Source organism: Cupriavidus sp. SHE (genome assembly GCF_000812445.1).
In the GTDB taxonomy this organism is placed as follows: Bacteria; Pseudomonadota; Gammaproteobacteria; order Burkholderiales; family Burkholderiaceae; genus Cupriavidus; species Cupriavidus metallidurans.
In genome coordinates this window covers 60,149-73,042 of record NZ_JWMB01000017.1, presented here as the reverse complement: position 1 = coordinate 73,042, position 12,894 = coordinate 60,149, and the positions used below count along the sequence as shown (strand labels likewise).

Genomic DNA, 12,894 nt, shown 5'->3' with positions numbered 1-12,894 from the left:
AGTGATCACGTTCCGCCGAAACCAGCGATCAGCTTCCCGCCGAAACAGGTGATCACGTTCCCCCGAAATCGCTGATCACGCGCCCCGAAATACGCAGCTTCGGAGTCAATCTCACGACTGGCCGCCAGTATTTGACAGGCTGGATTGCTATGTGGCGAGGGCGTTCAATCCAAGGATGGCGCTTGCCTCGGCAATAGTTGCCACTGGACGCTCATACTCTTCGCAAAGCGCTTCAATTTGGCGGACTAGGGCAGCGTTTGAAGGGGCGAGAACATCTCGGTCTAGGCGAACGTTGTCCTCAAGACCTGTGCGGCAATGTCCACCCAGTTCGAGCGGCCATCGTGCCATAGTAATTTGGTCTCGCCCAATACCAGCTCCTGTCCAGGTCGCGTTGGGGGAAAGCCTACGCAGCGTCGCCACATAGAACTCCAGGACCTCTCGGTCGACGGGCATTGCGTTCTTGAGGCCCATCACGAATTGGACGTGGAGTTCTCCAGCGATCTTGCCGACCCGCTGCATGTTGGCGGCCTGGAAGATCATCGATAAGTCGAAGGCTTCCACTTCGGGCTTGACGTCGTGCGTCAGTATTTCAGCGGCGAGCCAATCTACCAGTTCTGGCGCGTTGTCGTAGACCCGGGTCGGGAAATTAACTGAGCCCGTGGCACCACGAACAAGGCATACCGCTTGCCCCATGGCAGCCGAAACTCGGCGAAATCAACTTGCGCCTGCCGTCCGGGCGGCGTCTCGAAACGCACGACTGGGCATGAACTGCTGCAGCGGCTCGAGGTGTCACAGTCTGCAGCTTTGGCTGACCGGGATGCGGTACTCGCGTGGCGCGCCAGTAGGGGGGGGCGGCGTGGCCGACTTCAAATTCCTAACAACTTTGTCTTCATTTGCCAAATGGCTCGTGCCCGAAAGTGGGAGTGAATGGCGTTGGCTACGGATTCCTTGCAGCAACCTACACGTCTAGTGGGGTTACAGCAATCGAAATCCCGTCACCAGAGAATCCAGTTTCTCCACGGACTCGTTGACGTTCAAAGCCGCCCGCAAAATGCGGGTGTCCACTGCAGGATAATTCGTCTTATCTGCTATCGTAAATCGGTCGACACTGCGGCCTGTGTTCTGCTTGCCCGCCCGTGCCGTGCGCTCCCCGACGCCTGGAGCCACCATGGTCACTCCCTCATCCATTTCCCCTGCAGCGCCCGCGCCGCCGCGCGGTCCCTACAGCGTGGTGCGCCCGCGTCTGCACCGCGGCCACTTCGCGTTCCTGCGGGCGGTGGCGCAGGGGCTGTCCCCGCGCGCCATGTGGGCGCGCTATCTCAGCGACGCGGGCGCCTTCGACGACGGCCCGCGCGTGCACCGCATGACCGGCTGGATCCGGGACGAACTCGGCGCGGCCGCCGCGCGTGGCGGCGACTTCGCGCGCGCCCGGCTGCTGCGCCTGGACCTCACGCCGCCGCAAACGCAGGATGCGCCGGAGGCACCGCCGACCTTGGCCGCGTTCGTGGCCGCGCAGGGGCTCGACGGCTTTGGCGAGGCCGAGCAGTTGGCGGCGTGGGAGGCGGCCTGGCCACCCGACGGGGCGGCGCGCACCCGCGAGCGACGCCGCATCCGCCTGCTGCAGCGGCAGCTCGACGCCATCCACACGCTGGAGGCGCAGGTCGCCATGCCGGTGTCGCCGGCCGACGGCTGCGAAGCGTGGCTGGTTGACGCGGTGGCGGTGCGCCTGCGGCGTGCCGGGCTCCTCACGCTGGGCGATCTGGTGGCGAGCCTGCAGGCACGGGGCCCGACTTGGTGGCGCCACCTGCACGGCATCGGGGCGCGCAAGGCGCACGCGATCAACGCGTTCCTGCACGCCCACGCGGACACGCTGGGCACGGTCCCCGAATTCGAGTCCGATAACGATGGCACCGCGAGGCGGGCGGAGGCGTGCCGCCCACTCAGTACCTGTGTGCCGCTCGAGCGCTTCACACCCCCTGTGGCGCTCGATGGACGCGCCGGCGCCTACCGCTGTCCACGTGCCCAGTGTCGCCTGGCAGCCGACAACGACCGCGAGGCCATCCTCGCGTGGCTGGCCAGCAAGGGGGACGGCCAGAACGGGGGAGTCAATTGCACCCAGCGGGCGTATCGCAAGGAGGCCGAGCGCTTCCTGCTGTGGGCGGTGCTCGCGCGGCGCTGCGCGCTGTCCTCCATCACGATCGAGGACGCGGTGGCCTACCGGGACTTCCTGCTGGCGCCGCCGGCCGACTGGTGCAGCGTGCACACGCAGCCACGCTGGAGCGCGTGCTGGCGGCCGCTGGCCGGGCCCCTCTCGCCCGCCTCGTGCGCCTATGCGCTCGGGGTGCTCGGCAACCTGTTTGCGTTCCTGGGTGCGCAGTGCTATCTGAGCGGCAATCCATGGCGCGCGGTGCGCCCCCCGCGCCCAGTGCGCACGGGGCTGGATCCGGGGCGGGGCTTGACCACCGCGCAATGGGACGGTGTGGTGCAGGCCCTCGCGGCGCTGCCGCCCAGCTCGGCCAACCAGCGACTGCAGTTCGCGCTACCGCTGCTGTATGACACCGGACTGCGGCTGTCCGAGCTCGTGGCGGCGACTACCGACGACTTGCGGCAGGAGGGGTCGCCGGGGCAGGGGGCGGGCATCGGGCTGGACAACTGGTGGCTGCAGGTGGTGGGCAAGGGTGGCCGCCTGCGCGAGGTGCCATTGCCGTCGAGCCTGATACGACAGCTGGCCGACTACCTCGTGGCGCGGGGCCTGCCTGGGGACCCCCGGCAGGCTGGCGGTGCCGCATTGCTGGGTGGTGCCACCGACCGAGCCGTCCGCACGCCGTGGGCGCACCGGCTGACCCTCGATCCGGCCGCGCCGATCGCGCCCAGCACCTTTCACCGGCAGATCAAGGCGTTTTTCCGTCAGTGTGCCGAGACCACCGCCACCACGGATCCGCCCGCCGCCGAAGGCCTGCTGCGCGCCAGCACCCACTGGCTGCGGCACACCCACGCGTCGCATGCGCTAGCCGCTGGCGTCCCCGTCCAGGTCGTGCAACAGAACCTCGGGCATCGATCGCTGGCGACCACCACGCGCTATGTGCGCACCGAGGCCGCCGCGCGCCGGGCGGCCATGGTGCACTTTTGGGCCGCGCAGTCTACCCAGCGCCCCTGAAGCGGTACCACCGCGCGGACGTCAACGCATGTCGCCCGTCACAACGATGGGAGCGGGCGGCCGTTTAGGGCTCGCAAGATGATGGCATGTGGGGTTTATTGCGGCGCAGCGTTTTCCTGCGGCTCTCCTGCCTGTTTCCGGCGCAATAGTGGTGCCGTGCAGTGGTCCAGGTCGACGCGGCGGCGTCCCTGTGGGCGTGCGTTGGGCACTCCGCATGCTCGTGTGAGATTTCATTGCGCGCCGCATGCCGCGCCTGACAAGGCGTACAAGGTTGTATACGACAGCAGTTTATTTTTTAAAACTATTTGTATCGAAGTTCGGTTTTTGTTTAAAGATTAAAATCGATACAACGAAATTACGTTTTACTGTTACGCACAAAAAATCGCCGGCATGGAAATGCCGGCGATTTTTTCTTGCTATCGCAAAAATGAAGCCTAATCTGAATCGAAATTCTGAACGCCTGTGTCGCCGTCGCGAGCTCCACACTCACGACACCGATTCCGGCATGCGTGCGACTTGGTCGCCAGCTTCTTCTTACTCAACCGTGACAGGCTCAGTATGGAAGACGGTTCGGCCCAGGTCAAGGGAACTTTTTCCCCAAAAAAAGGCGACGTTTACGACGTCGCGACCTGGAAAGGAGCCGCCATCATGCCCAGCGAACACGCTCACCGCTCAGCGACAGATCCTTGGGGCACCCTGCGATGGGTGCCCACGGACTGGGACCGAAGCGCGGCCCCAGCGTCCAGCTATGTTGGCCATTGGTTTTCGCCCACCATGGGTCGGGGTATGTGGCTGCGTGGCCGTCCCGCGCTGGATCTGGTAGGACTCTTCGAGGCTATGGCAGTGCTCGGCCTGATCCAGCGTTATCAGGCGCATCCCGGCCGGATTGAATGGGGCGACACGGTCCACTGCCAGCAATGCCCGGTGACTTTTCTCCTCGAGCGTGTCGAGCGCCCCGACTGTTTGGTCGTGGCGACGCCTCGCCACTGCACTCGGGAGCTGCCGAATCCACTGGTGCTCGATGATGCCGACCAGACGCGCTTGTTCGATCGGATCCAGGTCCGTGCGGCGCAGATCCTGCCTACCGTGCGCAAGGCCATGACGCCTTCGCGCGTTGCGCGACTCGGGACCGATCCCACCTTGCAGCCGCTTGCCGAAACCGTGCGGAAAATTGCCCACGCGCTGCTTCCGTAGCCAATACGGCAAACCACTGACGATGCCACCCCGCAGGGGCGTGCGACAGCGGACATTCACCCCAATAATGGCGCCCGATAACGGCAGCACGCCACCTTCTCGCGTTTGCGGCTAGCGCTCGTGCTCGCATTAGGGGGCGAGATTGAAGCATGTAACGCAGGTACAGCGTCCCTGCATCGGAGACCGTTCATGTCGTCTACCCTCAGTCCCGGTTCCCTCTATCACTACCAGGGTCGGCAATACCAGTTGGAGGCGGTACTGGGCGAGTCCGAGTTGTTGGGGCGAGACCTGGAGTCGGGCGCACGGGCGGTGCATCCGATCGACGCGCATCCCGGATGGGCTCGCCCTGCCACAGGCCGCACGCATCACGCACGACGCGTGGGCGGTGCCGTCCAGCGCAAGGAGACCTTGCGCGTGCACATGTATCTGAAGGGCGTCGCGCAATGCAATGTCGGCTTCTTGCCCAACGCGGACACGCAACGGGCCATTGACCAGATTGCCGCCAAGCTTGAGGATCCGTCGCCGCCATCGAACCATACCCTCTACGATTGGGCCCGAAAGTGGTGGAGATCAGGTGGCGTCTCTGAGGGCATCGCTTCACGTTCGCACGAGCGCGGTGGTAAGGGAGGCAGCCGCTTGCACCCCGCGTGCGAAGCGTTGATCCAGGCCGAAATCGACAAACTGCTCACGCCACGAGACTCCAAACTGCGCCAAGAGTCGATAACCGAAGTGCTGGGACGCATCAACGAGCGGATACGGGCCCATAACGCCGAAGGGTTGGCTCTCGGGGTCGAGGCAGACTGGCCCCTGGTTTCGTCTGCGACCTTTTATCGGCGATATGCGCTACGCCCCGAGTATGACAAGGTCCGCGCCAAGTACGGAAAGGCTTATGCTGATCGCTTGTTTCAAATGTCGCAACACGATCCAGCCACGGATCCTGAGCGCGCATTGCAACTGGGTGAGTTGGATCACACGACGCTGAACGTCATCGTGCGCGACGCGCTGACTGGGGAGCGAATCGGCAGGCCCACACTCACCGCCCTCATATGCGTGACGACGCGGATGGTGCCCGGCTGGCAGATTGGTCTGCGCCCCCCGCGTACCGACGCGGTTCTGCAGACGCTGCGCCACGCCATGCTGGACAAGACCCCAAAGGATGCGGCGGTCATCGCAGAACTTGGCGTCAATCCATGTCAGGGCTTGATCGAGTTCTGGCGCACCGATCGTGCCAGCGAGATGAAAACTCCCGAGGTCGAGAAGGCGTGCGATACCCTGCTGATTGCCTACGAGCTTTGTCCCGCAAGGCGTCCGGAACTCAAGCCCCATATCGAACGGTTCTTCAAGACGGTCAAGGAAACGTTTATAGCTACTCTGCCGGGCGCCACGCTATCGATCCGCATCCGAGGCAAGGAGGTCGAGGTTAAGGACACGGGACTCACGCTGGAAGAGCTCCAGCGTGAGTTCGAGCGGTGGTTGAACCGGGTCTATGCGCAGATGCCGCATGAGGGTCTATACAAGGCGTCGCCGCTCACGGCGTGGCAACGCTGCTGCCGGCTACATCCCCCGCAGCCGGTAGGGGCGGCAGCGGTGATCCACGCAACCCGGCCGACCGATCAATACAGCCTGAGCAAGAGTGGGTTGCGGATGTTTGGCAACCAGCGCTACGCTAGCCGTGAGCTCAATACCTGGCGTCATCAGTATGGGGCGAAACTGAAGGTAGTCGTGCGGGTGGATACCGAGGATATTGGCCATGTCTGGGTCGAACACCCCGGCACTGGACTCGAATACGAAGTATCCAATGTCTGCCCCACCTACGCCAAAGGGGTCACGCTCAAGGCGCACGACCTGGCCCGCAAGTTGAAGCTCTTTCGCAACCGCGATCTGGCGCAGGAGCGTGATGCCAGCAAGGCGCGTGCCGACCTCGCAGCAGTGCTCGCCGACCTGGCAGCCAGCCCGCGCATGCGCGACAGGCAGCGCGCAGCCGCAGCACGGCCTACGTCTCCAAAGGCGCACGACGTTCCGCCCTCCGCCGCGTCTACGCGGACCCCGGGGTCGGACGACGTCCCCTTCGATGCGGCCGATCTCGGCGACGAGTTGCAGACGGTCGACGGATCGACCAGTCTCTACGATGACGATGTGGGGCCACTATGAAGAGACGCGACTATAGTGAGGTCGATGCGGTGAGTCGGGCGATTGACGACGTGATCGTGGCCTACCAGCCTTTCACGGATGTGGTAGAAGCGGTCATCCGCTTTGCGGAGTCGCCCATTCAGCGCGGCTTGAAGATTGTCGGCGAGAGCCGCGTGGGTAAGTCGACGGTGGCCAGTCTGGTCTGTCGGGAACTGAATGCACGCGCGCCCGCAGGTCAAGTATGGGCGTTGGTGATCGAAATTCCCACCAATCCGACGGAGAAGACCATTGTCGAATTGCTCCTCTTTGCCCTGGGGAACGAGCGTGCAGATGGCACCGAGGTCAAGCTGTCCACGCAGTTCATCAAAATCGCCCGGGAATGCGGGCTCAAGCTGGTGTTGATCGACGAGTTCCACCATTTTGTGGAGGGGCGGGCGGGCGTGACGCACCTGGCGCGCGCGGCGAATTCGCTCAAACGTCTCATGAATAGCACGAAGCCAGTCTCTTACGTGGTCGTGGGCCTGCACAAGCTGCTGCGCATCACCGCCACGTGCGAACAACTGCGAGGGCGCCTCACGGCGACCCGAGAGTTGGGGGCGCTCGGCCAGGCGATGCTAGACAACGTGGCAGACGCGAACGTTCGCGACGTGTCGTTCCGGAACTTTCTCAACGTGCTGCGGGCCTTGACGCGGGTGTTGCCGTTTCCGAACGCAAGCGAGTTGTATGGCCCTGAGCTGGGCCGACGTATGCTGTCGGCGGCGCAAGGTCGGCTGGGTTACATCAAACCGTTACTCATCGGTGCTGTCGAGTTGGCTCACCAGCGTGATGAGCGGCTGCTTTCCAGCGAACTGCTCGAGGCGGTATTCACACGCGATATCTGGAGTGATGGCGTCGGCAGCAAGAACCCTTTCAACCCGCACTTTAAATTTGAAGACCAACTCGATGGACCGGGGGAACCGTTTGCGCCGGATGGCGACTGGTGAGGATGCAGCATGCAAGCCGTCAATCTTGTCTATGACTTTCCTGTGCAGCCGGATGAAACCGACAGCAGCTTTCGGCAGCGTGTCCGGGGCGTCCGATCCAGCGCCATATCGATGCCGCCGGGCGAAAGGCACGCAACCAGCTTGGTCGGGGAGGTCGAGTCGCTGAGTGTGGCTTTTCGTGAGCAGATGGGGGGGCAGTGTTGCCCACTATGCCTTGCAGAAAAATCATACTGGCGTGCTGAATGGGAGATTCGTGCTGTACGAGCCTGCCTGTTACATGATTGCTACCTTACGAGTCATTGTTCGGCCTGCGGGCGTCTGCTTGACTGGCATCGGCGCAACGGGCGTTTCAACTGCCTGTGCGGCATGCCGCTGTTCTGCTGCCGTCCAGTGGCCGCGTCTGCCGAGGCACTGGCCTTGACGCGCTTTGTACTGGGTGAGCAACAACCCGCCCGGGAGCTGGTAACGTTGGACCTAGAGGGCCGGTGTCGTTTGGTGCGTGTACTCGGTATGGCGCGGCGCTCGATGCAAGGTGTCGTGCAATCGGGCAGCGGTTTAGTGGGGCTTCAATGGGAAGCTATTGCCGACGCCGCCGGTGCCGTACTTGGTACGGGTATTGATCCTGTCAAGTTCCTGTTCTGTCAATTCGCTACCGCTCTGGATCCCGATGGTGGCGAAACCCACCGTGCGGTGGCATCGGAATTGTTTCGGATCATCGAACGCGAGGTTTCCACTCGACTTGCTCAGCGGGTCCGTCACTGGAGTGCCTATCCCGATGGGTTTGATGATGATGACCGGGTGTACCTTTGCTGGGTGCCGCATATCCTCTGCAGTTACCCGATCGTGAATGAAAAGTTCCTGCGCCGACATCTTGCCATTCCGAGGGAGCAGGCGTGCCACAAGGCGACACGAGTGCCGCTCCGCCAAGTGCTGGATGTACGAGGTCGCTGTATCGAGCGACTGTCAATCCCCATACTACGCGAACGGTGGGGCTTGCCGGCAGTTCAAGTTGCAAAGTTGTTGCGGGCATATGGGGTGCGACGACTGTGGGGGCCTCCTTCATTCTCGGCGGCGGATGTCGAGCACCTGCAGAATCAATTCAAGTGGCACGAAGGCGACGCGCATCCCCAATATTACACATACGACGAGGCGAGAGCGCAGCGAGCTTCGGTTGCACACCTGGACCAGTTATTGTGTAGTGACGGCGCGCGGAGCAGCGCAGATGTAGTCATCTGGCGCTGCGCCGGAAGATGCCAGTTTCTGGTCACACGGGCTGCCATCATGGCGGTCGTAGCGGCGCGCAAGCAGCTACGAGTGGAGCGGTTCACCGTCGTAAGAAGCAAGAAGAAAGATCGACCAGTCGCCTGAGCGTCGGGGATGCTATCGTCGTTCGCCAAAGTGCTCGCAGAGATGCCATTCAACGAGGGCCAGATCGTGAGCCACCTCCAACTGCGACTGGCTAGCGTCAAGAAGGAAGCCGGCATCGCGAACTCGATCGAGGCGAAATGACTGGAAGCACTGTCGGGCGGTCCAGCCGCTATTGCACAACTGGTCAAGGCATCCTAGATCCTGAAAGTGCTTCGAGCATAGGCCGCTGCTGGATGCCTTACAAATCTGCACATGCTCGCGGATTTCGTCCGTTGAGAAGGTCAAAGTTAGCCTCGATAGACGGCAGCCGCAGCACTGCGGGCCGGGAAGAAGCCGACGCAATCTGGCATTTTTTATTTTGAGCCGCATTGAAGTTTGAGTCCGCCGCTATGGAGTCCAATACGGCAATGCTGACGCGCCCGCATTGTCCATGACGATGGCCACGCTTTGCGCCGCTCGAGTAACGGCCACGTAAAAACTCGCTGCAGGGACTGGCTCTAGAGTGGATCCCTGGCGCACGAAGGCTGTGATGCCGGCCGTCGGAACGATGAGCACACGATCAAACGTTGATCCCTTCGCGACCTTGAAGTTCATGAAATCCAAATCGAACTCCTTGCCGGATCCTGCCATGCTCCGCAGGCATTGAGGTGCGAATCGCTCCACGTAAGCCCCCACGTGCTTTTTCATGAGGAGGAATACCCCGTCGTGTTCTGTTTGTACTTCGTTGCGTGACACGGTCGAAGGAAACGCCCAGTTTGCATCGAAAATCGTGTCTGAAAATTCCGCGATCTTCGGGTGGCACCGCCAAGTTTCCACACTTTCAGTGATGGTCAACTTCCCGAGTGTCTCTCTCTCTCGGAACCACTTTACCGCTTCGGCATAGGCATACCGCTTATTTTTGGTACCACGGGGGTTCGTGGCCAGAACTGATTGCCGTATATCGCCGACCATCCGAATCTGAATTGACGAATGCAATAGCGCATCGGCGATCTCCCAGTCATGCGCGCTCAAGTCTTGCACCTCGTCAATCAGTATCTCATCGTACAAGCTCTCCAATCGATGTAGTAAGGCGCCTTTGCTGGCACCTAGCAGTTCGTTGGCGAGGCGCCCGAGTTCACATGCGTAGGCTGCGCCGCTGCGGTCGAGAAATCGCGACAAGCCTTTCGCGTACCTGTCCGGTCGCCCCTCAAAACTGAACCCCAGAACCCGCGCTCCGGGAAACTTGAAGGGGAGAAACGGCTTTGCAAAATGTCGTAACAGGAAGGTGAACCATCCCATGACTTCGATGCCCAGGTGATCGCCCGCTCGTTGCCCGAGCCGGCGTCGGAGTTCCTCCTGATTTGCCTGGGTAAAGGTCAGGACGAGGACGCGGCGCTCCGGAAGAAGCCGTGCGCAATGCTCGACGATACCTTGGGTCTTCCGCGAGCCAGCAACGGCCAGAGTGAGCTGGTTAGCCATGGATGAACGCCGCGGCCTGGCGCATGTACTTGGGTGGCGTAAGCTTGCTCGTTGCGTTGGCGATGCGGAACGCCGTCTCGGTTTTCTCCCGGCTCATCCATTTGTGTAGATCTGCGCTCGCCGTGATGCCAAGTAGGCTGCGCAATGTCGCCTCGCCATTGTGGTGGATGATTTGCGGTTCCAGGGTGTGGCCGTGGGCGACTTCCCCAATGAACAGCTCACGCCTTCCCGGACTGAGCCACGCATCAACGCTTGTGGACAGCTCGGCCGGGTCCGTGCCATCGTTGTCGCGCATGGCGGCCACCGGTTTATCCAGCGCGGCGCAGAATTCAAGGCAGCGCGCCAGCGACAATCCCCGCATGCTGATCACGTCGATGCCCAATTCCATAGGGCGCTTCCCAAACAGGTCCTTGAAGAATCGCTCGAAAACGATCTCGTCGGAGGGCCCTTCCACGAGGACGATCTTCTTGGCCAAGGCCATGCGCAACGTGTCATAGCCGGGAAGGCGCTGAAAATACGAGACGGTTTCGGGATCTAGCGTCGTAATCTTCGACGTCTTGCCGTGTGCCAGGAGCAGAATGGCATCGAGACCAAGGCGGTTCAGAACGAAGGTGCTGTGCGTGGTGATGAACAGCTGCTGATGGTCGCCAGTGAGCGCCTCGATCCGCGAGAGGAGCGTGGTCAGGCTGGTATGGGAAAGGTGATTCTCTGGCTCCTCGATCATGACGAACGCGGCGTGGCCGGCATTGCGGTTCAGGGCCAGCGAGATCTTGATCGCGGCCTGTTGGCCCTGTCCGGACATCGAGAACGGTACATCGTTGACATGGGGGGTCACCACGCCGTCCCAGGCGGTTCGCGCGCTTTGATCCATGGCCAGCGAGATCGGCTGATCGTGCAAGGAGGCGTGGATCGTGCCGATGCGCTTGTTGATCGCGTCCAGCGCCGTGGTCGACATAGTCGCCTTCAGCTCGCGGTAGGCCAGGGACACGGCGGCACGCTCCGGCGGGTCGAGATGGTCGCCAAGGATCTGTCGCAGGTGATAGTCAACGCCGCTCGAGGAGCGAACGGTCCGCGAGTCGATAATGGCCGCCGCCAATTGCCGGGGGCGATTGGTGATGCGCTCGTCGGCGAAGGAGCGCCAGTCAACAAGGTAGAACTCGACCGGCAACAGGGAGGAAGGCTTGGCCATCCACTCGGCCAGCTCGTCCGCATAGTCGGGATTCGGCATGATCCGCAGCGACAGGCCTGGGCAGGCCAGGGTCGGCACGTCGGTATTGATAGCGCCGCAAAGCCGTTGCAACTCGGGCTTGTCCGCGAAGTACAGTTCGATGTGGATCTCGGGAAACCGAGGCCGTTCACCGCGCTCGATCTTGGCAACGAAATCGGCCACCACTCCGGCGTTAAACCAGTGCGGGTTTAGCTCTTCGCTTGCGCTGCGGCCACCGATGCGCCCGGTAAGGGCGAGCGCGATGGCTTCCATCAGTGTCGATTTGCCGGCTTCGTTGCCCCCCACTATCAGATTGAGCTTTGGGTTGGGCGACAGCGTGAAGTCCGTGTAGATACGGTATCCGCGGATCTTGATTTTGGTAATCAACCGACACCCCGCCTCGAAGTTTGTTGGGAGGATTATAGGGCACATGCCGACGGGGTGATCGCCCGTTTGCATGGACACTTGGAGGCAGGCGTGAGCAAGCTGAACCTTTGGCGAACCGACGTCAGGCGCAGTCCATTCAACTCAAAATCACTGCAAGATAAGTCGTCCTATTCTGCTCGCGTGCTGGTGCATAGGGCGCTGGGTTGTGGAGACTGCGCGGCATCGTGTCATCAAGGCCCGGGTGCTCACGGCATTCCTCGGCCCCAGCGCAGTTTCGCTGTGGGTTACCTACGGCCACTTGTGAGTCCACGAGAAGCCACGGCTAATCGATCTTCCCAAATCTGCATCTTTCTTTGATACGACAGTCCCAATGTGGCAAGGATTTGTGAGAATCCTTAGTGAGTTCAGTGATTCATCGATTCGCAATGCCTTGATTTTTATGGGGAACGTGTTGGCGGCGTCTTTGAGAATGGACATACGGTCATATGAACGCTGCCCGGTATGTGGAGGTGTTCGACCGCGAGGGCTTCAAGCTGCTTGAGCAACTCGGCGTGGGGCTCGGCTACACCGAGGCCACCCGCTGCGGGATCTACACCGTCGACATCCATGTGGCCTACTACCGCGAACTGCTGGTCGGATCTCCGGTTGTGCTTCGCGTGCGCGCATTGCAGTCCGACGACAAGCGTCTGCTTTGTCTGATGGAACTCTCCCATGCCACCGAGGGATACGTGGCGGCCACCATGGAACAGCTCTCGGTACACGTGAACCTGGAAACGCGCCGGGCGGCGCCGTTCCCCGGAGCGCTTGCCGAGCAGCTGGCGCTCGCCGTCAAGGCCCACGCCGCGCATCCGCTGCCAGCCGGCTGCCGCACCCTGCTGTCCCTGAAGCGCTGAGCGCGAACACCCGTCAGCGCCGAAATTCGTCGCTTTCGACGATTACCTGCCGGGCCAGCGCGGCCGACACTGCTGGCGGGAAAGCCAACCACGAAAAGCCAGGCCCGGGCCCTGCCG

At 62.0% G+C, this 12,894-nt stretch carries 10 protein-coding genes; 7 read left to right on the top strand and 3 right to left on the bottom strand.

Translation table 11 applies throughout. The features are described from left to right. Positions 1-147: 147 nt before the first annotated feature. Positions 148-693, bottom strand: a complete 546-nt coding sequence (locus tag RN01_RS08485; protein ID WP_017515406.1) for a 3-keto-5-aminohexanoate cleavage protein — start codon at positions 691-693, stop codon at positions 148-150. Between the two features lie 475 nt (positions 694-1,168). Here RN01_RS08485 and RN01_RS08475 point away from each other — a divergent pair, with 475 nt between their 5' ends. From RN01_RS08475 to RN01_RS34885, 6 genes are all read left to right on the top strand, one after another. Continuing rightward, a complete protein-coding gene (locus RN01_RS08475; RefSeq protein WP_024569970.1) occupies positions 1,169-3,157 on the top strand; it encodes a tyrosine-type recombinase/integrase in 1,989 nt (662 codons plus the stop codon). Between the two features lie 516 nt (positions 3,158-3,673). After that, a complete protein-coding gene (locus RN01_RS33860) occupies positions 3,674-4,351 on the top strand; it encodes a hypothetical protein (RefSeq protein ID WP_133258068.1) in 678 nt (225 codons plus the stop codon). Positions 4,352-4,540: 189 nt separating this feature from the next. Continuing rightward, a complete protein-coding gene (locus RN01_RS08465; RefSeq protein WP_017513710.1) occupies positions 4,541-6,502 on the top strand; it encodes a Mu transposase C-terminal domain-containing protein in 1,962 nt (653 codons plus the stop codon). Beyond that, positions 6,499-7,464, top strand: a complete 966-nt coding sequence (locus RN01_RS08460) for a TniB family NTP-binding protein (protein ID WP_017513709.1) — start codon at positions 6,499-6,501, stop codon at positions 7,462-7,464. The genes RN01_RS08465 and RN01_RS08460 overlap by 4 nt, the downstream gene beginning before the upstream one ends. Before the next feature lie 9 nt (positions 7,465-7,473). Further along, complete coding sequence (locus tag RN01_RS33855; protein ID WP_111733677.1) at positions 7,474-8,832, top strand: TniQ family protein; 1,359 nt, start codon at positions 7,474-7,476, stop codon at positions 8,830-8,832. A gap of 9 nt (positions 8,833-8,841) precedes the next feature. Beyond that, positions 8,842-8,973, top strand: a complete 132-nt coding sequence (locus tag RN01_RS34885) for a hypothetical protein (RefSeq protein ID WP_017513707.1) — start codon at positions 8,842-8,844, stop codon at positions 8,971-8,973. 246 nt (positions 8,974-9,219) lie between these two features. On the opposite strand, the gene RN01_RS08450 is transcribed toward RN01_RS34885, so the two are convergent. After that, positions 9,220-10,290: a UvrD-helicase domain-containing protein gene (locus tag RN01_RS08450; RefSeq protein WP_017513706.1), complete on the bottom strand. Its 1,071-nt coding sequence runs from the start codon at positions 10,288-10,290 to the stop codon at positions 9,220-9,222. Beyond that, positions 10,283-11,956 (bottom strand): ATP-dependent endonuclease, encoded by a 1,674-nt coding sequence (locus tag RN01_RS08445; protein WP_197067573.1) that lies wholly within the window; start codon positions 11,954-11,956, stop codon positions 10,283-10,285. Before RN01_RS08445 ends, RN01_RS08450 begins: the two co-directional genes overlap by 8 nt. A 413-nt stretch (positions 11,957-12,369) precedes the next feature. Here RN01_RS08445 and RN01_RS08440 point away from each other — a divergent pair, with 413 nt between their 5' ends. Further along, complete coding sequence (locus tag RN01_RS08440; RefSeq protein ID WP_017514790.1) at positions 12,370-12,777, top strand: thioesterase family protein; 408 nt, start codon at positions 12,370-12,372, stop codon at positions 12,775-12,777. The last annotated feature ends 117 nt before the right edge of the window (positions 12,778-12,894 follow it).